Consider the following 24,067-nt stretch of genomic DNA (forward strand, 5'->3'; position numbering starts at 1 on the left):
CCATCAGAAGGCCTGCCCGATCGAGATATAGAGGGCGATCTTGGATTCGCCCGGCTTGCGGTTGATCGGCGTCGCCACGTCGATGCGCAGCGGGCCGAAATTGGTGTAGAGGCGGCCGCCGATGCCGACGCCGAAACGGATGTCCTTCCCGGTCGGACTCACATTGTCATAGACCTGGCCGGCATCGATGAAGGGCACGATCCCATAATCGCCGAAGCGATAGCGTGCCTCGATCGCGAATTCGTTGAACGATCGTCCGCCCACCGGCTTGCCGTCCGGCGAGCGCGGCCCCAGTTCCTGATAGCCGAAGCCGCGCACCGATCCGCCGCCGCCGCCGTAATAACGCCGCGACGGCGGCAGGTCGTCGCGCGCGATCCCGGTGATCGATCCGACGCGCGCGCGACCGGCAATCACGATGTTGCTCGTCGCGGGGTAATAAATATCGCCTTCGAGCATGAACCGCGCATAGGGCCGAGCCGCGCCGCGCACCGAGGTTTCCGGGCTGGCATTCGCCTTGATGCGATAGCCGCGCGTCGGGTTGAGCAGATCGTCCGACGTATCAAACCCCAGGAACAGCGGCGCCGCGGCGATGAGCCAGGTGCCGCGATCGCGTTCGCCCCGGTTGTAATTATACCGATCCTCGTTCGATCCGACGAGCTCGGCGCCATAATAATAGGTCCAGCGCTTCTGCCAGATCGGCGTCGAATCGCGCGAGATGCGCGCGGACAGCGAACCGGTATAGGATTCGAACGCGTAGTAATCCGAATGGTTGAGCGACGCGCTGATCAGCAGCGTGCGATCCCGCTGACCGGCATTGGATCGCCGGAAGGTTGAGGTGAGCCCCTGTTCCTGCGTACCCACCACGCCGCTGAACGACAGCGCACCTTCGGGGGGGAACAGGTTGCGGTGCGTCCAGCTGCCCTCCAGCCGGATGCCCTGGCCGGTGCTGTAGCCCAGTTCGGCGGCCAGCGTGCGCGGGCGCCCGGCCACCTGCCGCACCTTCAGGTCAACCACCTCCGTTCCGTCCGGACCTTGCCTCCCCGTCCGCACCGGCTCGACCGATACCGTCGAGAACAGGCTGGTGGCGATCAGCGCCTGGCGCAGATCGTCCACCTTGCGGCTGTCATAGATCGCGCCGCTTCGATATCGCCGCAGGATCTCGATATGGTCGGCGCCGAACACCTGGCTCGGCCCGTCGGTCACGATCGAGCCGAACGAGGCGCGCGGCCCCAGCGTCACCGGCAAGGTATAAGCGCCCGTGTGGCTGTCCTCGTCGAGCAGGATGTCGCGCTGGCCGAGCTCGATAAAGGGATAGCCCTGCTGCGGCAGGCGAAGCGACACATTGGCTTCGGCGCCCAGGATGCGGTCGGCCTGGATCGGGTCGCCCGGGTTCAGGTTCAACTCGCGTTCGAGCAGGCCGGGCGGGTTGGTCGGCTCGCTGTCGATGCTGATGCTGCCCAGCCGGTAAAGCTGCCCGGGGGTGGCCGTGATCGTCACCTTCAGCCGGTTCGCCTCGCCACGCTGCGGCTCAATCGAGGAAAGCACCGCCGCATCATAATAGCCGAGCGAGGTCAGCAGCTGCTTGGCCAGCTTCTCGTCCTCACGCGCGCGGGCATTCACCATCGCGACATTGGCCGCCTCGCCATCGCCATCCTCGAGCGCCGACAGGTTCTCGAACTGGTCCTCCAGCCCCAGCGGCGCCAGGCCCTCGATTGCGGTCGCGTACCGGACCGAGGGTGCCTTGTCGCTGTCATCCGGGAGGTCGCCGACCGGTTCGACCTTGAACGAAGATAACGGCGTCAGCGGCTCCGCGAATGCGGGCGCCTCTGGCGGCACGGCGGCGAAGGGCCGATCGGCATCGCCGTCGCCGGAGGGTGTCGTCTGATTCGTCGTTGCCGGTTGCGCGACAGCCGGGGTGTCGGGTTTCACCACGACCGGCGCGGCAAAATCACCCAGCGGCTCAAGCGGCGCATTGATGTCGTCGCTCAGCGTCGGCAGGGCGGCCTCGAACGCATCCTCCGGGATGATCGGGGTCTGCTGCTCGGGCACGTCGGGTTTCGCGGTGTCGGCGTCGGGCAAGGGGGCACCGGGGTCGCCCTGCCCCGGCTTCGGCTCGCCGATCTGCGCATGCGCGACGGAGGGGATCATCGCCGCCCCCGCGAGCGCGGCAACCCAAACCGCACGAACCCCTTTTACCACGCGCCTCCTTCGGGGGCCCCGACAATTTTCGGCCCGCCCCCTTGCGTAACTGTTGTGCGCGGCATTGGCTCCCGCAATGTCGATTTAGAAGCAACGCTTGCGTTCAAACGCAACCCCGGCGGGCCTTGGCAAGCGCACGAAAGCGGTGAAGCGCGGGCTCGGTATAGCCGTTCGGCTGGCGCACACCGTCGAAGATCAGCGCACGCGCCGCCTGAAAAGCCAGGCTGTCGTCCCAGCGCCCCGCCATCGGTCGATAGGCAGGATCGTCCGCATTCTGGGAATCCACCTTCTCCGCCATGCGGCGCAGCGCGGCATCGACCTGCTCGGCAGTGGCGACGCCGTGATGCAGCCAATTGGCGATGTGCTGGGAGGAGATGCGCAGCGTCGCCCGGTCCTCCATCAGCCCGACATCGTCGATGTCCGGTACCTTCGAACAGCCAACCCCCTGATCCACCCAGCGCACGACATAGCCGAGTATCCCCTGCGCGTTGTTGTCCAGTTCGCGGGCGATAACGTCCGTGGACCAGTTGCGGTCGGTCGCGACCGGCGGCGTCAGCAGGTCGGCGAGCGGCGGCACCGTTTGGGGAAGCGCGCGCTGGCGCTCGGCCACGTCGACCGCATGATAATGCATCGCGTGCAGCGTCGCCGCCGTCGGGCTCGGCACCCATGCGGTGGTCGCACCGCTCAGCGGATGTGCGATCTTCTGGTTGAGCATTTCCGCCATGCGATCCGGCGCCGCCCACATGCCCTTGCCGATCTGCGCACGGCCGGCAAAGCCGCAGTCGAGCCCGATCCGCACATTGCGTGCCTCATAGGCGGCGATCCAGCGGCTGCCCTTGATCTCGCCCTTAGGCACCATCGCGCCGGCATGCATGCTGGTGTGGATTTCGTCGCCGGTCCGGTCGAGAAAACCTGTGTTGACGAAGAAGATCCGCCGTCGCAGCGCATGGATGCACGCGGCGAGGTTCGCCGATGTTCGCCGTTCCTCGTCCATCAACCCGAGCTTGATCGTGTTCGGCGCGATATCGAGCAACGCCTCCACCTCGGCGAACAGCATGTCGGCAAAGGCGCATTCGGCCGGGCCGTGCATCTTCGGCTTGACGATGTAGATCGCCCCGGCGCGACTGTTTCGATGCCGCCCCAGGCCGCGAAGATCATGCAGGCCGATCGCTGCGGTGACGATCGCGTCGAGAATGCCTTCGGGGGCCTCGCTGCCGTCGGGCAGGATCACCGCGGGCGTCGTCATCAGATGCCCGACATTGCGGACCAGCAGCAGCGCGCGGCCCGGTAGCACCGCCTGTTCACCATCAGCGCCGGTATAGGCCCGGTCGTCGGCCAGGCGGCGCGTCACCTTGCGCCCGCTCTTGGTGAACGCCTCTGCCAGGTCGCCGCGCATCAGCCCCAGCCAGTTGCGATAGCCGAGCAGCTTGTCCTCGGCATCGACGGCGGCGACCGAGTCCTCAAGGTCGATGATCGCGGTTAGCGCGGCTTCGAGCTCGAAATCGGCGATGCCCTCGGGATCGTCGCGACCGATGGGGTGCGTCGGATCGCGCACCACCCCGAAATGCAGGCCATTGGATGCACGATAGTAACGCGTCTCCCGCGGCCCCTCGATCGACCGGCCGATCTCGACCGCTCCCTTGTCGACCGCCTCTGCGAAGAAGGCGCGCGCGCGGTCGATCGCCACCGCGCCGCGTGCCCGGTCATAACCCGGGCCCGCCGGTGCGCCGGGAATCGCATCGGTGCCGTAGAGCGCGTCATACAGGCTGCCCCAACGTGCATTGGCAGCGTTGAGAACGAACCGAGCGTTGAGCGCCGGGACCACCAGTTGCGGCCCGGCGAGCGTCGCGATCTCGTCGTCGACGGCGCCCGGCGCAATCGTGAACGGTGACGGCTCGGGCACCAGATAGCCGATCTCGCGGAGAAACGCCTCGTCGGCGGGTTTGCCCGAGCGCAGCCGCGCGTCGATCGCCGCCTGCAACGAGTCGCGCGTCGCGAGCAATTCGCGATTGATGGGCGCCAGTTTCGCGAGGATCGCAGCAACGCCGTCCCAGAACGGCGCCGGGTCGATTGCGAGCGGCGATAGAACCTGGGATTCCAGAAATTCGGCCAGCGCGGCATCCACGCTCAGCCCGGCTCGATCCAGATGTGCAGTCACGGAATCCTCCTTGCGGTCGATGTCACACCCGGGGAGGCAGCAATTCCGCTTATCGCAGCGTCGGCGCCGCGATCAAGTCCCGTCTGGCAGGGCCGCCGCCGCCTCGATGCGGTCGAGCATCGCCACGAGCAGCTCGCGCTCGTCGGCACTGAAGCCCGCGAACAACCGCCGTTCGAGTTCCATCGCCTTGGGCGCGACCTGTTCATAAAGTTCCCAGCCCTGCCGGCTGAGCGTCAGCAGGTGCGAGCGCTGGTCGCCGGGGTTGGCGGCACGCTCGATCAGCCCGCGATCGGCGAGCGCGATCGCCGCGCGGCTCACCGTCACCTTGTCCATGCGGGTACGGCCGCAGAGCGCCTGCTGGCTCATCGTACCGCCTTCGGCGAGCACCGCCACCAGCCGCCATTCGGGAATGCGAAGGCCGAACAATGTCCGGTACGCGGTTGCCACCGCATCGGACACCGCGTTCGATGCGATCGACAGCCGATAAGGCAGGAATTCGTCTAGCCGCAGCGTCGTCATGGCGCGTTTCTCAGGCCCGCTTCCGCTTCGCGCAAGTGACAAGGTTGTCGGATTGCAAATTTTGCAATGCTAACGTTAACATTTCGCACTTGCAGCACAACCGATCGCGGTGCAGAACAATCAGGCCTTTCAGGCATCCTCTCCTAAGACTTTCATAGGCCGTCCTCCGGGGCGGCCTTTTTTTTGCCGCTTGATCTGGCGCCGGATCGTGGCGCGCAGCGCCTTGCCATAGGGCGGTCGCAATCCGGCAAGCCGGCTTACATCGATCCGCGACTGGCGGAACACCGCGCGGGCGTGGCTGAACGTGCGAAACCCCGCCTCGCCGTGATAGGCGCCCATCCCGGACGGGCCGATCCCGCCAAAGGGCAGTTCCTCCTGGCTTGCGTGCAGCAGCACATCGTTCAGCGTCACCCCGCCAGACAGGGTCCGCGCCATCACCAGCCGGCGTTCGCCCTCCTCCTCACCGAAATGATAGAGCGCGAGCGGCCGATCGCGGCGATTGACCTCGCCGATCGCCGACTCGATCCGGTCGTAGCGTCGGATCGGCAATAGCGGCCCAAAAATCTCCTCCTGCATCACCATCATGTCGTCGGTCGCGCCCCGGATGATGTGGAGCGGCATCTTGCGCGTGTTCGATGCGGCGAAATCCTCGCCCGCCGGGTTCACGACGATCACCTCGGCGCCCTTCGCCGCCGCATCCGCTACCCATTCGTTGAGGCGGGCATGATGGCGGTCATTGATGATGGCGGTGTAATCGGGATTGTCGATCAGCCGGGGGTACATGCCGCTCGCAGCCCGCGTCAGGGCCTCCACGATCGCATCCTCGCGCTCCTCCGGCACCAGCAGATAGTCGGGCGCGAGACAGATCTGCCCGGCATTGAGCATCTTGCCCATCACGATGCGTTCGGTGGTCCGCCCGATATCGGCGCTGCGGCCGATCAGCACCGGCGATTTGCCGCCGAGCTCGAGCGTCACCGGTACCAGATTGTCGGCCGCGGCGTGGAGGATGTGCCGCCCGATCGCGGTCGCGCCGGTGAACAACAGGTGATCGAACGGCAATGCCGCGAACGCCGCGCCCACCGCCGGCCCGCCGCTGACGAACGCCAGTTCCTCGCTTGCGAAATAGCGCGGCGCCAGTTCCTCTAACAGCGCGGCGACAGCGGGCGTATATTCGCTCGTCTTGACCATCGCCCGATTGCCCGCCGCCAGCACGCCGGCCAGCGGGCACATGACCAGGTTCACTGGAAAATTCCACGGCGCGATGATGCCGACAACGCCCTTCGGCCGATAATCGACCCACGCTCGCGCACCGAGCAGCCCGAGCGGAAACAACGTCGGCTTGCGCTCACGCCGACTCCAGCGCGCGGCATGTTTTCTCGCATGCCGCAAGGCGCTCACCGACGCGGCGATATCGGTGAGCATCGATTGGTCGCGGCTGCGGTGGCCGAAATCGGCGGACAGTGCATCACAGTATCGATCGGCATGATCGACCAGCATCGCGATCGCGCGGGTCAGCCGATCACGCCTGACCTCGATCGAAACGGGCAGTTCGGCCATGAACGCGGCGCGCTGGCGATCGAGCAGCTCCTGCATTTCAGTCTCCACCACTGGGCGCCCATTGCAGTTGTACGCGTACACCCGCCGGGTCCGGCGATGAAAGCAGCTGCGGGACGAGCCATACCGCCCAGGCGGCGAGCGCCAGCATTACGCCGAGCGGGAGGCGATCGGTGGCCTGCACGCGGCGGCCGGCGACGACCATCGCCAGCACCACCGCCAGCCCGATCATGCACGCGATCAGCAGCACGAGCGGCAGCGCCTGCCAGCCGAGCCAGCACCCGATCGCGCCGAACAGCTTCGGATCGCCGCCGCCCAACCCGGTGCGGCCCCGCAGCCTCTGATAGCCAACCGCGACGAGCCAAAGCACGCCGAACCCTGCCGCCCCGCCGATCAGCCGCGCCGCGATGGGTGCCCCGATCCCGACCGCGCCGAACGCAAGGCCGGTCGCCGCCAGCGCGAGGTTGAGCCGATCGGGCAGCCAGAAGGCGACAAGGTCGAGCGCGGCGAGCGCGAGCAGCAGCCAGCCGAAGATCGCGCCCGCCATCGCCTCGACGCCCGGTGCCGCCAGCGCGGCGCCGACGCCGATCGCCGCGCCCGCCAGTTCGGTCGCGACATGGCTCGGGCGGATCGCGGCGCCGCAAGCCCGGCAACGGCCGCGCTGCACGGCATAGCTCAGGATCGGCACCAATTCATGCACCGCGAGTGGCTTGCCGCAGCCGTCGCACGCCGAACGTCCCTTCGCGATGCCCCGCCCCTCGGGCCAGCGGATCGCCAGCGTTGCGATGAAGCTGCCGAACACTGCGCCCACCACGCCGAGCAGCAATGGCATCCCCCACAGGTCAATCACCGTCACGCGGCGCCCGTTTTCGGATCAGATAGCGATAGACGCCGAACAGGTTGATCGCGAACAGCACCAGATTCTGCGCCCAGAGCGGCTCGTCGTCGGTCAGAAACGCGCCGCTGATCCAGCAGATGCTCGATCCGACGAACAGCACGAACCCCCATCCGGTCACGCGCCGGCCGAGGTCGAGCGACACCATGAACGCGGCGATCATGCCGCTGATGGAGGCCGCCCATTTGAGAATGTCGATCAGGGTCACGCACGTCTCCCTCATGCGAGGCCGCCGATGCTTTTGCAAATCGGTGGGCGGCACTCTAGATCGACGGCAAACATCCGAGAGGAGCCTTTATGTCCGCCGACCCCGTCGTCATCATTTCCTATGCCCGCACGCCGATGGGGGGCTTTCAGGGCTGCCTGAGCGACGCGAGCGCCACCGAACTGGGCGCGACCGCCGTGGGCGCCGCGGTCGAACGGGCCGGGCTGAAGGGCAATGCGATCGAGCGGATCTATATGGGGTGCGTGCTGCCGGCGGGGCTCGGCCAGGCCCCGGCGCGCCAGGCGGCGCTCAAGGCCGGCCTGCCCGAGCATATCGAGGCGACGACGATCAACAAGATGTGCGGATCGGGCATGCAGGCCGCGATCATGGCGGCCGACGCGCTTGCAGCCGGCTCGGCCGACCTGCTCGTCGCGGGCGGCATGGAGAGCATGACCAACGCGCCCTATCTGTCGATGCGCCACCGTGGCGGCGCACGCATCGGCCATGATGTGCTCAAGGATCACATGTATCTCGACGGGCTCGAGGATGCCTATGAGCCCGGCCGGCTGATGGGCAGTTTCGCCGAGGAAGTGGCGCAGGAATATCAGTTCACGCGCGAGGCGCAGGATGCGTTCGCGATCGCCAGCCTCGAACGCGCGAAGCGGGCCCAGACCAACGGCGCGTTCGATCGCGAAATCGTGCCGGTCGAGGTCAAGGGCCGCAAGGGCGTGACCACCATCGCGCTCGACGAGCAGCCGGCCCGCGGCGATGTTGCCCGCATCCCGACGCTCAAGCCGGCCTTTTCGAAGGACGGGACGATCACCGCAGCCAATGCCTCCTCGATCTCGGACGGCGCTGCCGCACTGGTGATGACGCGCGCGTCGGTTGCCGAACGGCTCGGCCTAACCCCGATCGCCCGGATCGTCGCCCATGCCGCCCATGCCCATGCCCCGGCACGTTTCCCCACCGCGCCGGTGTTTGCGATGCGCAAGGCGATGCAGCGCGCGGGCTGGCGCGCCGGCGACGTCGACCTGTTCGAGGTGAACGAGGCATTCGCCTGCGTGGCGATGATCGCAATCAAGGAGCTCGGCCTGTCGCACGATGCGGTCAACGTCAATGGCGGCGCCTGTGCGCTCGGCCATCCGATTGGCGCCAGCGGCGCGCGCATCCTCGCCACGCTGCTGTCGGCGCTGGAGACCAACGGCCAGCGCCGCGGCCTTGCCTCGCTCTGCATCGGCGGGGGCGAGGCGACGGCGATGGCGCTCGAACGGATCGATTGACGCGCCGCCGACCGGCGGGGCGCCTCAATCCAGCGGGATTTCCGGATCGGCGCCCCAGATTTTCGACTGCTCGACATAGCCCGCCCGGCCCTTGACGTCGAACCAGCACCAGCCGTCGCTGCAATGGCTGATCCGGCCGACCACGCCGGGTGCGGCGCGCCAGTTCACATGTGCGCTGGCGTCCGGCGATGCCCGCATTTCAGCGATCCCGCCCCGCACGATCGCAAACCGATCGTCGTCGAGCAGATTGACCTGCATCCAGCCCTGCGCCCCGTCCGGATCCTCGATCTTGCGCCATTCGCCATAGGTGCCGATCACCCGCACCGGCAGTCCGGCGCGCTGGTAGAGCCAACTGGCGGGATAGTTGCGGCCGGGGCCCGTCCGCATCCGCGCCTTGCTCGCCTTGATCGACATGAAATAGGGCACTTTCTTCTGGGCGACGGCCGGCGCCGCGATCGCCAGCGACGCGACCGCCGCAATCCCCCATGTCCATCCACGCATCGTCATGCGACGTCTATCGTCGAGCATCGCCTCCGCTTCAACCGTTGACTGCGAACGCTGCTGCGGCCAATCCATCGGCATGGCCCATTCGACGCGCCCTTCCCGCCCCCGGGTGATCGTCACCCGCGCGCTGCCGCAGGCGAGCGAGGCCCGGATGGCGGAGCTGTTCGACGCCTCGCTCAACAGTGGCGATGCGCCGATGGGGGCCGAGGCGCTGGCCGAAGCGGTGGCCACCGCCGATGTGCTGGTGCCCACCGTCACCGATCAAATTACTGGTGCGCTGATCCGCTCGGCGGGCGACCAGTTGCGCCTGATCGCCAATTACGGTGCCGGCGTCGGCCATATCGACCTGAAGGCCGCGCGCGAACGCGGCATCCTCATCACCAATACGCCGGGCGTGCTGACCGACGACACCGCGGACATGGCGATGGCGCTGATCCTCGCGGTACCGCGCCGCCTCGTCGAAGGCGACAAGCTGGTGCGGGCCGGCGGCTGGCGGGGCTGGAGCCCGACGAGCATGCGCGGCCACCGGATCGGCGGGCGTTCGCTCGCGATCCTGGGCATGGGCCGGATCGGCCAGGCGGTCGCCCGGCGCGCGCGCGCCTTCGGGCTCAACATCCATTATCACAGCCGCCACCGCGTCCACGAAATGCTCGAGCGCGAGCTCGACGCGACCTATCACGCCGATCTCGATTCGCTGCTCGAAGCCGCCGACATCCTGACGATCCACACGCCGCACACCGGATCGACCGCGGGCCTGATCGACGCGCGGCGCCTCGATCTGCTCGGCCCCGACGCCTGGCTGGTCAACACCGCGCGCGGTGAGATCGTCGATCCCGAGGCGCTGGTCACCGCGCTCGAACAACGCCGCATCGCCGGTGCCGGGCTCGACGTCTATGTCGACGAACCCCGCGTCGATCCCCGGCTCGTCGCGCTCGACAATGTCGTGCTGCTCCCGCATCTCGGCTCCGCCACGTTCGAGGCGCGCGAGGCGATGGGGATGAAGGTGATCGCCAATATCCGCAGCTGGGCCGACGGCCATCGGCCGCCCGATCAGGTGTTCGAAGGCTGGCTTTGAACGGCGTGGATGCCGGCACGGGCACGCAGACGCAGCAAAGCCGTTGATCTTTGCCCCCCCATGCCCGAAGCACGCGCGGCATCGAAACAACAGGCATGGCCATGTCCACCAGCATTTCCCCGCTCGCGCTCCCCTTCCCCGCCCTGCCCGCCATCGCGGGCGTCACGCCGCGCGTTGCCCGGGCGCGCTACAAGAACTGGGATCGCTGCGATCTCACCTTCGTCACGCTCGATCCGGGCACCAGCGTCGCCGGCGTGCTGACGCAGAGCAAATGCCCCTCGCCCGAGGTCGAATGGTGCCGCAAGGCGCTGGTGCTGGGCCAGGCGCGGGCTCTGGTCGTCAACGCCGGCAATTCCAACGCCTTTACCGGCCATCGCGGCCGCGCGGCGGTGGAAGCGATCGCGGCGCGCACCGCGCAGCATCTGGGCTGCGAGCCGTCCGACATCTTCGTCGCCTCGACCGGCGTGATCGGCGTGCCGCTGCCGATCGACAAGGCCCAGGCTGGACTTGACGCGGCCTATGCCGCCGACCCCTGCGACTGGTCAGCGGCGGCCGAGACGATCATGACCACCGATACCTTCGCCAAGGGCGCGGTGACGACGGCGGTGGTCGACGGCCGCACGGTGACTCTTGCCGGCATCATCAAGGGCTCGGGCATGATCGCGCCGGACATGGCGACGATGCTCGGCTTCATCTTCACCGATGCCGCGGTCGCGCCCGACTATCTCCAGCGCGCGCTTACCGCCGCCAATGCGCCGAGCTTCTCGTGCATCACCGTCGACGGCGATACCTCGACCAGCGACACCGTGCTTGCCTTTGCCACCGGCAAGGCCGGCAACGCCCCGCTGACGAGCGACGACGATCCCGGCGCCGACGCCTTCCGCGCGGCGCTGAACGATCTTTGCCGCCAGCTCGCGCTGCTCGTCGTCCGCGACGGCGAAGGCGCGCAGAAGCTGATCGAGATCACCGTCGAGGGTGCCGAGAGCGACCGCAGCGCCCACCGGATCGCCATGTCGATCGCCAATTCGCCGCTGGTGAAGACGGCGATCGCAGGCGAGGACGCCAATTGGGGCCGCGTCGTGATGGCGGTCGGCAAGGCGGGCGAACCCGCCGAGCGCGATCGGCTCGCCATCCGCTTCGGCACCACGCAGGTCGCGCAAGGCGGCCTCGCGGTCGAGAGCTATGACGAAGCGCCAGTCGCCGCGCACCTCAAGGGCCAGACGGTCGAAATCGGCGTCGACCTCGGCCTAGGCGAGGGTCGCGCCACGGTTTGGACCTGCGATCTGACCCACGGCTATATCTCGATCAACGCCGACTATCGGAGCTGAGGCCATGCATCGTCATCATGTCGCCGTCTCCGCGCTGATGCGCGAGGTTGCCGAGGCCGTGGTGCTCCCGCGCTTCCGCAATCTGGCGGCGCATGAGGTGCATGAAAAAACGCCCGGCGAACTGGTGACGGTCGCCGATCGCGAGGCGGAGGCGATGCTGTCCGCCGGGCTGGCGGCGATCGATCGCGATGCGGCGATCGTCGGCGAAGAAGCCTGCGCCGCCGATCCGTCGCTGATCGATTCCGCGACCGCCGCGCGCGCCTGGATCATCGACCCGATCGACGGCACCGGCAATTTCGCGGCGGGGCAGCCGCCGTTCGGGATCATGATTGCGCTGATCGAAGGCGGCATCACCCAGGCGGGATGGATCTATGACCCCGTCGCCCGGCGCATGTGCCACGCCGTGCGCGGCGGCGGCGCCTTTATCGGGGAAGTGCCCGTTGCCACCCGCGCCAGCGGCGGAGCGCGGCCGATCGCCGCCGTGTCGAAGGTCGGCCAGTCGGCGGACGACCATGCCGATCGCGTCGCGCGGTTGGCCGAGGCGTTCGAGCTGATACCGATCCCGCGCTGCGCGGCTGAAAACTATCCGCGGCTGGTGCTGGGCCAGAACGATGTCGCCGTGTTTCGCAACACGCTGGTCTGGGATCACGCCCCCGGCGTGCTGTTCCTCACCGAAGCAGGCGGCCATGTCATGCGTTGGAACGGCAGTCCCTATCGCATTGGTCAGGACGGGGTGGGCCTCATCGCCGCGTCGAGCCGTGCATTCGGCGAGCAGGCGGCGGCACTGCTGTTCGGCTGAACGCTTGCCCCCCTCCCGCGCACGGGAGGGGGGCAAGACAGGATCAAAGTTCCTTTTCGATCCACTGCTTGATCGCATTCTTCGGCATCGCGCCGACCTGGGTCGCCGCCTGCTGGCCGTTCTTGAACAGGATCATCGTCGGAATGCCGCGAACGCCGTACTTGGTCGGCGCCTCGGGATTGGCGTCGATGTCGAGCTTGACGATCTGCACCTGCCCGGCGAGTTCCTCGGCAAGCTCCTCAAGCGCCGGCGCGATCATCCGGCACGGGCCGCACCACTCGGCCCAGAAATCGACGAGCACGGGCTTGTCCGCGTTCAGTACGTCGGTGTCGAACGTGGCGTCGCTGGTCGCCAGGGTGGCCATTGTCTTAATCTCCTGAACTGGTCTCGAACTGCAATCTATGGATGCGAGGGCGCGGGCTCAAGCACCGGACGGCAAGCTTTGCTGCTCCGCCGCGTAGCCGGGCTTGTGCGCCGCGAGCATGGCGTCTGGCAACACATGCAGCACCGGGCCGGCCGAATAGAGCAGCGCCGCCTCGACCTCGCGACCCGGAAAGATCACGCGCAGCGCCGCGACATAGGCCGCCATCTGCCGCAGGTGATAATCGGGAATGTCCGCCCTCCGTCCCGGTGCGCGCCGGCCGGTCTTGAAATCGATCACCCGCACGCAATCGGGCAGCACGACCAGCCGGTCGACCGTGCCCGACACCACCACGCCGTCGGCCACCGCCGCCGCGATCGGCGCCTCCGCCAGCGAATCGGGGCCGAACAGTTCGGCGAAGCGCGGATCGTCGATTACCCCAAGCGCCGCATCGATCAGCTCGGCACGCGCAGCCGGATCGGCCACGCCGGCAGCCGCAAGCCAGCGATCCGCCGCACCGCGCCGGTCCGCCTGCGCCCGCGCCGGCAACCGCTCGAACAGCGCGTGGAGCAGTCGGCCGCGTTCGGCGGCATCGCGCATCGCCGCGCCGGGCGGGGGATCGGAGACGCGGTCCTCGCCCAATGCCGAGGGCGCCAGCGGTCGCGACGGCCGCGACTCGATCGGCGCCGGCGCGCGCAGCCAGGCGGGGAGCGGTGGCGACGTGGTGGCAATTGGCAACGGCTCCGCCTTGATCTGGCTTGCGCCCGACGCCGCCACCATCGGAGCCCTCCCCTCGAACGTCCGCTCGCCGGACGCGTCGGCTTCGACGCCCAGCGCGTCGAACGCCGCCGCGCTCGCCGCATACCAGCTCGCCCGTGGCGGCACGCCCTTGGCCTGCGGCCCCAGTGCGCCGGCGATCACCAGCCGCCGCTCGGCGCGCGTCGCGGCGACGTAGAACAGACGCCAATGCTCCTCCAGTTCGCGCGCATCGGCATCGCTCAGCGCCTTGCCGAGAATATCGTCACGCTCGGCCGCGCGCGGCCGGAAGATCGGGAATTTGTCGCCGTCATGGTCGTCGGGCGCCCATTTGAGCAGGCTGCGCGGGCTTCGCGTCGGATCGACCGTGGCATCGGCCAGGATGACCAGCGGCGCCTGAAGCCCCTTGGAGCCATGCGCCGTCATCACCCGCACCGCCGGCTGCGGCTGCGCGGCATCGCGGACGATCTCGACATCGCCACGATCGAACCAGTCGATGAAGCGCTGCAACGACGGCGTCGCATTGGTCTCGAACAGCAGCGCCGCGTTCAGCAGTTCCTCGATCGGATCGCGCGCTTCCTCGCCCAGCCGGCGGAGCAGCTTGCGCCGCCCGTCGAGCGGTCCCGACAATATCTCCTCGAGGAAGCGATATGGCGTCGCGAGATCGGCTCGGCGCAACAGATCGTAGAGCGGCGCCAGTCGCTCCGCCGGCTGGGTGGCGCGCAGGTGCCGCCAGAGCCCGCCGCGCTCGCGCATCGCCGCGGTCATCAGCTCGCCCTGCGTCCAGCCGATCAGCGGCGATACGAGCAGCGATGCCAGCGAAAGATCGTCCTCGGGCTGAAGCGAAAAACGGATCGCGGCGAGCAGATCCTGCACCGCGAGTGGCGCGTTGAGCCGAAGCCGGTCGACGCCCGCAACCGGCACGCCCTCCTTGTACAACCGTGCGACGATCAGCGAGGCCAGCTCGCCGCGCCGCTTCACCAGGATCATCACGTCGCCCGGCGCCAGCATCCGCCCCTTTTCGTCGAGCGGCAGCGTCCCGATCCAGCCCTTGATCCGCTCGGCGATCCGTTTCGCGAGTTCGCGGGTGGCGTCGCTGATCCACGCCTCCTCGTCGGCCTCGCTGCCGCCTTCGGTCACCGGCGGCCACAGCGTCACGGTGCCGGCGCCGGGCACCTCGCTGGCGTGCGGTTCGACGTCACTATACTCGCCCATGCCCGGCGCTGGCAGTGCGGCGATGGCGGCGTCGACAAATTCCAAAATCGGGCGCGTCGAGCGGAAGCTGTGCGTCAGCGATAGCGATGCGATCCCCTGCGCCTCGACCTCGTAATCGGCCTGCACCTCGGCGAGCCGGCGAAACCGCTCGAACGCGGCGCGGAAATAGATCGGATCGGTGCCCTGAAAGCCGAAGATCGCCTGTTTGTAATCGCCCACCGTAAACAGCGTGCGAACGCGGTCGCCGCGCGCCCCCTCGCCGGCGAAGAATTCCTCGGCCATCGCGCTGACGATCCGCCACTGCCGCGGGTTGGTGTCCTGCGCCTCGTCGATCAGCACATGCTCGGTCACCTGATCGAGCTTGTACCGCACCCAGTCGCCCATGCCGGGCTGGTCGAGCAGCGCGATCGTCCGCCCGATCAGATCATCGAAATCGACCGCGCCCAGCCGCCGCTTGGCCGCGCGATAGGCGCGCGCATAGTCGCGGCCCGCCGCCAGTCCCTGCGCCAGCAGGTCGACATAGCCGGCGCGCAGCTTCATCGACAGCAGTTCGCCGCAGCGACCGTGCAGCCGCATCGCCGCCTCGGCATAGGCCGGCTCGGCCGGTGCCTGCCCCTTCCCGAACGATCGCGGCTCGCCTTTCGCCGTCGCCCATACCTGATGCAGATCGCCCAGCGTCGCCGCGCGCGTGTCCGGTCCACGCGCCAGCCACGCAGCGATCCGGTCGGCCCGCTCCAGCCCTCTCGTCGTCGCCCAGCTGGCATTCATCGCCGCGATTTCGCGCAGCGTCCTGACGTCGAATGCATCATCGGCGCAACAGCGCGTCAGTTCCGCGTCGATATCGCCCCGGGGCAGCGCGAAGGCGCCGCGCAACCAGGGCTGAATCTCATCCGGCAGTTCCTCCAGCGCCTCGGGCGCGCGCGCGCACTCCGCCAGAAACGCTTCCGCCCCGCCATCGCCCAGTCGCAGGCTGAGCGCACCGACCGCGTCGATCAGCGCCTCGCGCCCCTCACGCCGCGCCGCGACCAGCATGTCGGCCAGCGTGTCGCGCGCCAGCACCTTTTCCTCACGCGGGTCGAGCGGGCGGAACCCCGGCACCAGCCCCGCCTCGACCGGAAAGGCCGACAGCAGCGACTGGCAGAAGCTGTGGATCGTCTGGATGCGGATGCCCCCGCCCGGCGCATCGAGCACCTTGGCGAACAGCGTTCGGGCATAGGCCACCTCGTCCGGGCCGAACCGCTCGCCAAGCGCCTCCAGATTGGCGGCCACGTCCTCTCGCCGCGCGCGCACCCAATAGGCGAGCTGGCTGGTGATCCGCTCGGACATCTCGGCCGCCCCTGCCTTGGTGAAGGTCAGGCACAGGATCGCCGACGGGTCGGTGCCGGCCAGCAGCAGCCGCCAGACGCGCGCCGCCAGCACCTGCGTCTTGCCGGTACCCGCCGATGCCGAAAGCCAGACATGGCGGCGGGGATCGCTCGCCAGCTTCTGGTTGCCCTTGAGCGGGTGGAGCTTGCCGGGCCTACGCATCAGTCGCGCCCATACCATTCGTCCAGACGCATCAGCTGGTCATAATCCGCATAGGGGGCATATTCGGGCACGAGTTTCGCGGTGAACGGGCGCTCGCCGGTCAGCCAGTCGCCCGCCGCCTCGGCGAATTGTTCGGCAACCACGGCGACGAACGTGTCGGCGGGGATCGGATCGCGCTTCTTCGGATCGACCGGCGAATCGACATAGCCGAAGCCGCCGGTCTTCTGGTTGCGGGCGAGCGACCAATACTCAAAGCCGCGCGGCTCACCGCCGATACCCTCGAAGCCGCCGCGCCCGGCGATCAGGCCCAGCAGCCCCAGTTGCAGATTATAGCCTTCGCGCACCGCGCGCGTGCTCGGCGGCTGTCCGGTCTTGTAATCGACGATCGCCAGCCCGCCATCGGCCAGCCGGTCGATCCGGTCGAACTTGCCGTGCAGCTTGACCCCAGCGAACTCGATCGCCCCGTCGCGCTCGACGGCCAGGACATGGCGGCCGGCAGCGGCATTGGCGGCCAGTTCGGCGGCGATCCAGTCGATCGCCTCCATCAGCCGTGGCTGCCACAGCGCCCGGACCAGCGGATGGGTACGCGCGTCGGCGAGCATCGCCTCGGCTCGTTCGCGCAGTCGCTCGGGATGGCAATCGTCCTGCTCGAACCATTTCTGCAGCACGTCATGCACCGCCGTTCCCCGCCACGCCGCACTCGGATCGGCATCGACCGGATCGAGCGGCGCGAGGCGCAGGATGCGCTTGGCATAAAAGGCATAGGGATCGGCCTTCAGCCGGTCGACATCGGTGACGGCGATCACCTTCGGCCGAACTGCCAAAGGTGGCGCGGGTTCGGGCTTCGTTGTGCGCTCCGGCGAATCAGAAGAATCGATCGCTGCCATCCAGCCGGCAAGGTCCTCCGCCCGGTCGAGCCCCCCGGACAATGCCTCCAGCCGCAGCCAGAATCGCGAAGCGATCGTGGGTGCGCTGGCATCGCGACGCGCGCGGGTGAGCAGCACCGATCGTGCGCCGAGCCCGCTCGCCAGATCATGCGCCGAAACGCCGATCCGCCGCTCCAGCCCCGGCAGGCCCAGCTCGGCGCGAATGCGCGGCGCCAGCCACGGGTCGGGTGCGGGCAGCCCGGGCCAGACGCCTTCGTTCAGGCCGCTCAGGATCATCAGGTCGGCGCTGTGCAGCCGCGCCTCGATCAGGCCCAGGATCGCCACGCGCGGGTGCCCGCCCTGTGGCGGCCGCACCGCGATCTCGTCCATCAGCGTGCGCAGCAGCGGCGCGATGCTGGCGGGCTCGGCCAGCGGCGGCCCCTCCCGCGCCTGCCGTTCAAGATCGTCGAGCAATGCGGCGGCCGCACGGCCATCCTCCCGGCCCCACAGCGCATCGCCACCCAGCGCCTGCGCCGTTTCGCGCAACGACGCGACCAGCATCTGCAGCGGCTGTGCGCCACCCGCGAACCGCAGCTCGATCGGTTCGAGCAGCGCGCGTACCTTGGGCCACCACCGCGCCGCCGGTGCGCGGATATCGCGCTCGCGGCCCTCAGCCTCGCCCAGGTGCCGGTCGAGACCCGCCAGCCCCGGCGCCGGCCGCGGCCCGCGCAGCGCACGATCGAGCGCGCGTGCCCCGTCGAGCCATTCGGCGCGGGCATCGGGCATCACCAGCGGATGCTTGAGCAGCGTGAGCAGCGGCATCGGCGCGAACGCCTGTCCCGCCGCATCCGCGAGCGCGAGCAGCAGCGTGCCCGGCGGTGTCAGTGACAGCGGCCGCCCCGCCGAATCGTCGACCGCGATGTTCCAGCGCGCGCAATGCGCTGCCACGCGCCGTGCCAGCGCGCGATCAGGCGTCACCAGCGCCGCAGTGCGCCCGGGCGTTTCCAGCGTTTCGCGCAGCGCCAGCGCGATCGCCTGCGCCTCCTCGGCCGGGGTCGCGACCTCCAGCGCCCGCACGCCGTCCAGCCGCCGCTCGCCCTTGGGCAGGTCGATCCAGCGGTGCGTCATCGCGGCCGGCTGCATCGCCGATGCGATCGCACGGCTGCGCGCCGGCGGCGCGTCCAGCTCGCTCGCCACGCGCCACGGCTCGAATTCGCCGCGACGCACCCCCATCCGGTCGAGCAGCTGCTTGAGCTGGAATTGCGGGTGCGTCTCGATGCTGCGGCGGCGATGGCCGGTCATTGGATCGGGCGCGTGCGGACCGAGCGCGTCCCATTCGGCATCGTCCATCTCGATTGCAAGGCCCGGCAGGACCACCATTCCCTGCGGCAGCCCGGCGACAACGCGCAGCAGCCGTGCGATCGACGGCGCGCTGGTGGTGATGCCGGCGGCGCAGACAAAGCCGCCGGGCGGCGCAGCCTTCCACCGCGCGGCAACCCGTCCGAGCAGTTGGCGCCGCCGCTCGACCAGATCGATGCAGCCCAATCGCGCCAGCTCGGCCGGCCAGCGCGTCAGCATGATCTCGAACGAGGCGAGCGCGCGCGACCAGTGCGACGCCAGCTCCTGGCTCAGGTCGAGCGTCTTGAGCCGCTCGGGTGGCACCTCTTCGATCAGCAGCTGATCGAGCGTGGTCGCCAGATCGCCCGCCAGCCGCACCGCCTCCGCCGCGTCGAGCCGCGGTTCGTTCGCCTGGAGCAGCCGGGCGAGGATCATCCGGCGCTGGAGCGGCGCGACCGCCCTCGGCACCGGTGCGGCGTCGTCGATCGCCTCGAACACCGCCTCGTCGAGCTCGGGATCGCCCACCGCCACCAGCCGGGGCAGCAACAGGCCGCCGCCGCTTTCGCGCACGAACGCGTCCTGCATCGCCCGCTTCGCGCGATTGTTGGGAAGCAGCACCAGCCCGCGCGCCAGACGCATCGGATCGCCGCCGAATCGCCGGATCAGGCCGATCGCCAGGCTGTCGGCAAAGGCCCGGTGCGGCGGGATCGTGTAGAGGTGCAGGCGCTCAGTCATCGGTGATCACGCGCCCGTGCCCGCCCGTTCGCCAGTTGCCGATTCCCCGCATCGCCCAGCAGTGGCAGCGACCGCCGGCGCCCGCAAGCCATTGCGAACGCCCGCGCCCCGACGCCACCTGCTACTGGAACGTCACAGCGCAGCCAGCGCCGTCTCCGCCGCGCGGATCGCCTGGGGCGAGCCGACATCGAACCACAGGCCCTGATGCACCGCGCCCCATAACCGCCCCGCCTCGAGCGCGCGGTTCCAGAACAGGTTGGTCGAAAACGGGCCTTCGGGCCAGTCGCGGATCAGCCGCGGCGACAGGATCTGGATGCCGGTGAAGACGAAGGGCGCCATCCGGCCGGGCTTTCGCCGCTCGGTGATCTGCCCGAACGGGTCGAGCCGGAAGTCGCCCGAGCCGGGATGGTTATAGGCGCGCGCCAATGGCACCAGCAGCAACAGCGCGTCCATCCGCGCATCGTCCCACTGCGCCGCGAGCAGCCGGATCGCGTCGCTCGGCCCGTCGATCCACAGATTGTCGCTGTTGATGCACAGGAACGGCTGGTCACCGATCAGTCCACGCGCCTGCACCAGCCCGCCGCCGGTTTCCATCAGCTGCGCACGCTCGTTCGAGATCGCCAGGTCCATGCCCTTCACCCGCGCGCGCAGATGCGCCTCGAGCTGGTCGGCCAGATAATGGACGTTGACGATCGCGCGACCGACCCCGGCCGAACGCAGCCGATCGAACACATGATCGATCAGCGGCTTGCCGGCGACCTCGATCAGCGGCTTGGGGCGCGTCGCGGTGAGCGGGCGCATCCGCTTGCCCAGCCCCGCCGCCATCACCATCGCCGTCTCCGGCACGGCGGCGTTCGGCTGCGGGCGCAGCGAATAGGTGGCAGCGCCGCTCATGCCGCCGTCACCGCCATCGGATCGCCGCGCCGATCCTGCGGCACATTGGCCGCGAACCACCGGGCAACCGGGGCGAGCGCCGGATGCGCGAGATCCTGTTCGAGATAGCCCCAAACGCGCGGGCACAGCCCGGGATAACGCGGCTTGCCGTCACGCTTCCACAACCGGGTAAAGATGCCGATGATCTTCGCGTTCCGCTGCGCACCCAGCACGTGATAGGCGGTCTCGAACGCCTCGCCCGCACCGGTGATCCGGCGATATTGGTCGAGCATCGCGGCGGCCAGCGTCGGCGAAACGTCGCGCCGGGCGTCCTGTAGCAATGACACCAGATCATAGGCGGGATGGCCGGCCAGCGCATCCTGGAAATCCAGCAGCCCCAACTGCTCGCTCCCTTCGATCAGCATGATGTTCTCGGCGTGATAGTCGCGCAGCACCGTCACCGGCGCCTCGTCACCGAGCAGCGGCGCCAGCACCTCGGCCCAGGCCGCCCGATAGCCTTCCTCGTCGACCGAAAGGCCCACGGCCGGGCAATACCATTCGGTGAACAGGCCGAGCTCGCGCTGATATTCGGCGAGGTCATAGCGCCGCGCGACGCCGGCGGGATGCGCGTGCAGCCGCACCAGCAGTTCCACCGCCGCCTGATAGAGCCGCAGCTCGCTCTCGGGCGCGGCGTCGACCGTCTCGCGCAGCCGCGCGTCGCCGAAATCCTCGAGCAGCACGAGGCCCTCGTCCAGATTCTCGTGGAGGATGCCCGGCGCGGCAAAGCCGTGGTCGCTCAGCCAGCGGGCGACGGCGATGAACGGGCGCGGATCCTCGTGCGGCGGCGGCGCGTCCATCAGGATCGCGCTGCGATCATGGTCGACCACGCGGAAATAGCGGCGGAACGACGCATCACCGGCAAGCGGCAGGATCTGCGCCCCTTCCCAACCGGCGGAAACCAGAAACGCGGGCGCCGCGAGCGGCGGATTCATGTCAGGGGCCATCGGCCCTTCCATGCCGCCGGCACCCGCGCTGTCAAGCGGCGCGCGCCATCCGGCGCGACTTCGAGGGTAAGCCAAAGCGCGTCGGTCCATGCCGCGTCGCTCAGCCGCTCTGGCCATTCGACGAGCAGCACCGCCTCGGCGCGCGCATCGTGCAGGCCCAGTTCCTCGGCTTCCTCGGGGTCGTCGATGCGGTAGAGGTCGACATGCAGCACCGGGATACGCACTTCGGGCGGATCATAGGGCTGGACGATGGCGAAGCTCGGCGACGGCGCTTCCCCCTCCAGCCCGAGCGCGGCGAGCAGCCCGCGCGCGATGCTGGTCTTGCCCGCACCCAGCGGCCCAGACAGCGCGATCACGTCGCCGGGCCGCACAACCGCGGCGAGCCCGGCGCCCAGCGCCAGCGCGGCATCGAGCGAATCGAGCCGAAACATCGTGCCGTCGCCGCTCATCCGCGCGGCAGCTCCACCGTCACCAGCGTCCCCTGGCCCGGTTCGGAAATGAGCTCGATTCGGCCGCCATGCGCCTCGACGAATTGCTTCGCCAGCGGCAGCCACAGGCCCAGCGCGCGCTCGCCGCCGCGCGACTGGCCCGATGTCGCGAAGCGATCGAACGCCCGCGCCGCGGCCTCGCGGCTCATGCCGGGGCCGTCATCGCTCACGATCACGCGCGCCACCCGGGCATTGCCGTCGATATGCAGCAGCACCCGGCCGCCCTCGCCCGTCCCGGCAACCGCATGGCGCAGCAGATGCTCGACCACCTGGCGGATACGGCGCGCATCGCCCTGGATCGTGCCGGCCGTGCCGGCATCCTCGACCACCAGCTCGATCGATTTCGCCCTTGCCAGCGGTGCGATCACTTCCGCCGCGCTGCTCGCCGCCTGCTCGATATCGACCGACGCCCGCTCCAGCGGCTGCCCCTCGCTCTGCGTCAGATCGAGCACGTCGTCGATCAGCGCGCCCAGCCGGTCGACCGACATCAGGATCGCCTCGACATATTCGCCGCCATCGACGCTCAGCTTGCCGGCGAAGCCGCCCTGCAGCATCTCGGCGAACCCCTTGATCGAGGTGAGCGGGGTGCGCAGCTCATAGCTCATATTGGCGACAAAGGCGGTGCGGACCCGGTCCGCCGCTTCCAGCGCCTCGTTGCGGTCGCGCAGCGCGCGCTCGATCCGCTGGCGATCGCTCGTGTCGAGCATCGTCACCAGCGCATTGCCGTCGGGCAACGGCATCGCGGCAATATCGTAATGGCGGCCATTGGCGAAGGCGACGCTCGATCCGCGCTGCTGCCGGTCCTTGGCCGCCAGCCGGATCAGATCGCCCAGTATCTCCGCGCGCGCGGGATTGGCGAGCCGCGTGCCCGCCGCCTTGATCAGCGTCGCGATCTGCGGATGTTCGTCGAGGAACGAGTCCTCGAAATCCCAGACCTGCCGGAACTTGCGGTTCCACAGCTGCAACCGCCCCTTGCCGAACACCGCCACCGCCTCCGCCAGGCTTTCCAGCGTCGCGGTGCGGACCTGCTGCATCTCGCCATGCTCGCGCTGCAGTTCAAATTGCTGCGTCTGGTCCTCGAACAGCAGCAGCAGCCCGCCCTCGGGCAAAGGCTGGGCGACGACGCGCAGATGGGTGGTGCCGACGCTCCAGTTTTCCTCGATCGCATCCGGCGCGGTGAACCATTCGCGCCGCTCCGCCTTCCATGCCGGGAAATCGCGGACGTCGGGCAGCTTGCGCCCCTCGCGCATCCGCTCGAGTACGCGATCGAATTCGGGCCGGTCGGCCAGCCATTCGTTCTTCATCGCGAACATCCGGCGGAAGGGCTGGTTGCAGAACACCAGGCCGCGATCCGATCCAAACTGGGCGACGCCGGCGGACACGCGGTCAAGGATCGCGCGCTGCGCCTCGGCGAAGCGCTTCATCCCGCCGCGCGCCTGCTCCAGTTCCTCGATGTCGACGGCAAAGCCCGCGATCCCGCCGGTCGGCAGCGGAATGTCGTGCAGCCGCAGCATCCGCCTTGCGCCGGCAACCGTGGCGGGCATCGCCGCCGTCTGCGGCTCCTGTGTGTCGCGCGCGATCGCCGCGTTGGCGAGCGGCCCGCCCAGCCCGGCACCATCGACCAGTTCCAGCCCGCGCGCGACGACGTCCTCCGAATCCCGGCCTTCCACGGCGCGGACATAGGCGGTGTTGACCATCAGCAGCCGCAGGTCGGATCCGCGATACCACATCGGCATCGGCGCGGCCTCGATCAGCGCGGTCAGCGCGTCGAACGCGGTGCGAAGCCGCCCGGCATCGCGCTCCAGCCGCGCCACCTCGGCCTGGTGGTCGGTGGTGTCGAAGAACCACAGCACCACGCTGCCCGGCGCCTCGACCGACTCCGCCGCGCGCTCGCCGCTCACCTCGAGCGTGCGCTCGGCGCCGCGCACCGCCAGCGTCACGCGAAACGGCTGCCCGGCGCGCTGTGCGGCGTTGATCTGATCGGCCAGCATCGCCACGGTTTCGGGCGCCAGCCCGCCAGCGCCCTGCGACAGATCCTCCAGCGATCGCGGTAGCTCGTCCAGCCCCAACCAGCCTGCCAATCGGTGCGAAAGCTCAATGCGCCCGTCAGCCCTGACCACCATCGCCTGCGCGGGCGAGGTTCGGGTGAAGCGGGTGAGCCGGCGGTTCTCGTCAAACGTCGCCCGCGCCTCGGCGCGCGCGCGCAACCCGGCGTAGAGCGCCCAGACCCCGCACAGCAGAAACAACGCGATCACCGCGCCCGCGACGACAGCGCCGCTTTGCGGAATGGAAATCACGATCGGGCGCGCTGCACAGTCATCATCCCACCCTTAGGCGAAATGGCCGCGTAACGAAAAGGGGGACCGGACATCGTCCGATCCCCCGATT

18 protein-coding genes are annotated in these 24,067 nt (G+C 68.9%); 4 read left to right on the plus strand and 14 right to left on the minus strand.

Annotation, left to right across the window (positions count from 1 at the left end; all coding sequences use genetic code 11):
- Positions 1-3 precede the first annotated feature (3 nt).
- From ACX40Y_RS08615 to ACX40Y_RS08640, 6 genes are all read right to left on the minus strand, one after another.
- A complete protein-coding gene (locus ACX40Y_RS08615; protein ID WP_459119139.1) occupies positions 4-2,148 on the minus strand; it encodes an autotransporter assembly complex protein TamA in 2,145 nt (714 codons plus the stop codon).
- Between the two features lie 154 nt (positions 2,149-2,302).
- Positions 2,303-4,357 carry a malate synthase G gene (locus ACX40Y_RS08620; RefSeq protein ID WP_459119140.1) on the minus strand — a complete coding sequence of 685 codons (2,055 nt, stop codon included), beginning with the start codon at positions 4,355-4,357 and terminating at the stop codon, positions 2,303-2,305.
- A gap of 72 nt (positions 4,358-4,429) precedes the next feature.
- Positions 4,430-4,876: a MarR family winged helix-turn-helix transcriptional regulator gene (locus ACX40Y_RS08625; RefSeq protein ID WP_459119141.1), complete on the minus strand. Its 447-nt coding sequence runs from the start codon at positions 4,874-4,876 to the stop codon at positions 4,430-4,432.
- Between the two features lie 129 nt (positions 4,877-5,005).
- The gene (locus tag ACX40Y_RS08630) at positions 5,006-6,469 is read right to left on the minus strand and encodes a coniferyl aldehyde dehydrogenase (RefSeq protein WP_459119142.1); all 1,464 of its coding nucleotides are present in this window, start codon (positions 6,467-6,469) and stop codon (positions 5,006-5,008) included.
- 1 nt (position 6,470) lies between these two features.
- On the minus strand, positions 6,471-7,262 hold the full coding sequence (locus tag ACX40Y_RS08635; protein ID WP_459119245.1) for a prepilin peptidase: 792 nt from the start codon (positions 7,260-7,262) through the stop codon (positions 6,471-6,473).
- Between the two features lie 10 nt (positions 7,263-7,272).
- On the minus strand, positions 7,273-7,533 hold the full coding sequence (locus ACX40Y_RS08640; protein ID WP_459119143.1) for a hypothetical protein: 261 nt from the start codon (positions 7,531-7,533) through the stop codon (positions 7,273-7,275).
- 89 nt (positions 7,534-7,622) lie between these two features.
- Here ACX40Y_RS08640 and ACX40Y_RS08645 point away from each other — a divergent pair, with 89 nt between their 5' ends.
- On the plus strand, positions 7,623-8,810 hold the full coding sequence (locus ACX40Y_RS08645; protein ID WP_459119144.1) for an acetyl-CoA C-acyltransferase: 1,188 nt from the start codon (positions 7,623-7,625) through the stop codon (positions 8,808-8,810).
- Positions 8,811-8,834: 24 nt separating this feature from the next.
- On the opposite strand, the gene ACX40Y_RS08650 is transcribed toward ACX40Y_RS08645, so the two are convergent.
- Positions 8,835-9,311 carry an SH3 domain-containing protein gene (locus ACX40Y_RS08650; RefSeq protein WP_459119246.1) on the minus strand — a complete coding sequence of 159 codons (477 nt, stop codon included), beginning with the start codon at positions 9,309-9,311 and terminating at the stop codon, positions 8,835-8,837.
- A 79-nt stretch (positions 9,312-9,390) separates the two neighbouring features.
- Here ACX40Y_RS08650 and ACX40Y_RS08655 point away from each other — a divergent pair, with 79 nt between their 5' ends.
- The 3 genes from ACX40Y_RS08655 to ACX40Y_RS08665 all read left to right on the plus strand — a co-directional run bounded on the left by ACX40Y_RS08655 (position 9,391) and on the right by ACX40Y_RS08665 (position 12,516).
- Positions 9,391-10,389, plus strand: a complete 999-nt coding sequence (locus tag ACX40Y_RS08655; protein WP_459119145.1) for a 2-hydroxyacid dehydrogenase — start codon at positions 9,391-9,393, stop codon at positions 10,387-10,389.
- 101 nt (positions 10,390-10,490) lie between these two features.
- Positions 10,491-11,717: a bifunctional glutamate N-acetyltransferase/amino-acid acetyltransferase ArgJ gene (gene argJ, locus ACX40Y_RS08660; protein ID WP_459119247.1), complete on the plus strand. Its 1,227-nt coding sequence runs from the start codon at positions 10,491-10,493 to the stop codon at positions 11,715-11,717.
- Positions 11,718-11,721: 4 nt separating this feature from the next.
- Positions 11,722-12,516 (plus strand): inositol monophosphatase family protein, encoded by a 795-nt coding sequence (locus ACX40Y_RS08665; RefSeq protein ID WP_459119146.1) that lies wholly within the window; start codon positions 11,722-11,724, stop codon positions 12,514-12,516.
- 43 nt (positions 12,517-12,559) lie between these two features.
- On the opposite strand, the gene trxA is transcribed toward ACX40Y_RS08665, so the two are convergent.
- The 7 genes from trxA to ACX40Y_RS08700 all read right to left on the minus strand — a co-directional run bounded on the left by trxA (position 12,560) and on the right by ACX40Y_RS08700 (position 23,976).
- A complete protein-coding gene (gene trxA / locus ACX40Y_RS08670; RefSeq protein WP_459119147.1) occupies positions 12,560-12,880 on the minus strand; it encodes a thioredoxin in 321 nt (106 codons plus the stop codon).
- A 57-nt stretch (positions 12,881-12,937) separates the two neighbouring features.
- Positions 12,938-16,375, minus strand: coding sequence for a double-strand break repair helicase AddA (gene addA / locus ACX40Y_RS08675; RefSeq protein WP_459119148.1), 3,438 nt, complete (start codon positions 16,373-16,375; stop codon positions 12,938-12,940).
- A complete protein-coding gene (gene addB, locus ACX40Y_RS08680; RefSeq protein WP_459119149.1) occupies positions 16,375-19,314 on the minus strand; it encodes a double-strand break repair protein AddB in 2,940 nt (979 codons plus the stop codon). Before addB ends, addA begins: the two co-directional genes overlap by 1 nt.
- 132 nt (positions 19,315-19,446) lie before the next feature.
- Entirely contained in the window at positions 19,447-20,208 is a 762-nt protein-coding gene (locus ACX40Y_RS08685; protein ID WP_459119150.1) for a nucleotidyltransferase family protein, read from the minus strand.
- The gene (locus tag ACX40Y_RS08690; RefSeq protein ID WP_459119248.1) at positions 20,205-21,179 is read right to left on the minus strand and encodes an aminoglycoside phosphotransferase family protein; all 975 of its coding nucleotides are present in this window, start codon (positions 21,177-21,179) and stop codon (positions 20,205-20,207) included. The genes ACX40Y_RS08685 and ACX40Y_RS08690 overlap by 4 nt, the downstream gene beginning before the upstream one ends.
- Positions 21,176-21,640, minus strand: coding sequence for a tRNA (adenosine(37)-N6)-threonylcarbamoyltransferase complex ATPase subunit type 1 TsaE (gene tsaE, locus ACX40Y_RS08695; RefSeq protein ID WP_459119151.1), 465 nt, complete (start codon positions 21,638-21,640; stop codon positions 21,176-21,178). Before tsaE ends, ACX40Y_RS08690 begins: the two co-directional genes overlap by 4 nt.
- A complete protein-coding gene (locus ACX40Y_RS08700; protein WP_459119152.1) occupies positions 21,637-23,976 on the minus strand; it encodes a PAS domain-containing sensor histidine kinase in 2,340 nt (779 codons plus the stop codon). Before ACX40Y_RS08700 ends, tsaE begins: the two co-directional genes overlap by 4 nt.
- Between the last annotated feature and the right edge of the window lie 91 nt (positions 23,977-24,067).

The organism is Sphingomonas sp. RS6, assembly GCF_054489705.1.

What these genes read in the sequence shown, in the direction of transcription:
- ACX40Y_RS08615 (WP_459119139.1), bottom strand. Translation starts at nt 2,148, where the DNA reads ATGATCCCCTCCGTCGCGCATGCGCAGATCGGCGAGCCGAAGCCGGGG.
- ACX40Y_RS08625 (WP_459119141.1), bottom strand. Translation starts at nt 4,876, where the DNA reads ATGACGACGCTGCGGCTAGACGAATTCCTGCCTTATCGGCTGTCGATC.
- ACX40Y_RS08630 (WP_459119142.1), bottom strand. Translation starts at nt 6,469, where the DNA reads ATGCAGGAGCTGCTCGATCGCCAGCGCGCCGCGTTCATGGCCGAACTG.
- ACX40Y_RS08635 (WP_459119245.1), bottom strand. Translation starts at nt 7,262, where the DNA reads ATGCCATTGCTGCTCGGCGTGGTGGGCGCAGTGTTCGGCAGCTTCATC.
- ACX40Y_RS08645 (WP_459119144.1), top strand. Translation starts at nt 7,623, where the DNA reads ATGTCCGCCGACCCCGTCGTCATCATTTCCTATGCCCGCACGCCGATG.
- ACX40Y_RS08650 (WP_459119246.1), bottom strand. Translation starts at nt 9,311, where the DNA reads ATGCGTGGATGGACATGGGGGATTGCGGCGGTCGCGTCGCTGGCGATC.
- ACX40Y_RS08655 (WP_459119145.1), top strand. Translation starts at nt 9,391, where the DNA reads ATGGCCCATTCGACGCGCCCTTCCCGCCCCCGGGTGATCGTCACCCGC.
- argJ (WP_459119247.1), top strand. Translation starts at nt 10,491, where the DNA reads ATGTCCACCAGCATTTCCCCGCTCGCGCTCCCCTTCCCCGCCCTGCCC.
- ACX40Y_RS08665 (WP_459119146.1), top strand. Translation starts at nt 11,722, where the DNA reads ATGCATCGTCATCATGTCGCCGTCTCCGCGCTGATGCGCGAGGTTGCC.
- trxA (WP_459119147.1), bottom strand. Translation starts at nt 12,880, where the DNA reads ATGGCCACCCTGGCGACCAGCGACGCCACGTTCGACACCGACGTACTG.
- addA (WP_459119148.1), bottom strand. Translation starts at nt 16,375, where the DNA reads ATGCGTAGGCCCGGCAAGCTCCACCCGCTCAAGGGCAACCAGAAGCTG.
- addB (WP_459119149.1), bottom strand. Translation starts at nt 19,314, where the DNA reads ATGACTGAGCGCCTGCACCTCTACACGATCCCGCCGCACCGGGCCTTT.
- ACX40Y_RS08685 (WP_459119150.1), bottom strand. Translation starts at nt 20,208, where the DNA reads ATGAGCGGCGCTGCCACCTATTCGCTGCGCCCGCAGCCGAACGCCGCC.
- ACX40Y_RS08690 (WP_459119248.1), bottom strand. Translation starts at nt 21,179, where the DNA reads ATGAATCCGCCGCTCGCGGCGCCCGCGTTTCTGGTTTCCGCCGGTTGG.
- tsaE (WP_459119151.1), bottom strand. Translation starts at nt 21,640, where the DNA reads ATGAGCGGCGACGGCACGATGTTTCGGCTCGATTCGCTCGATGCCGCG.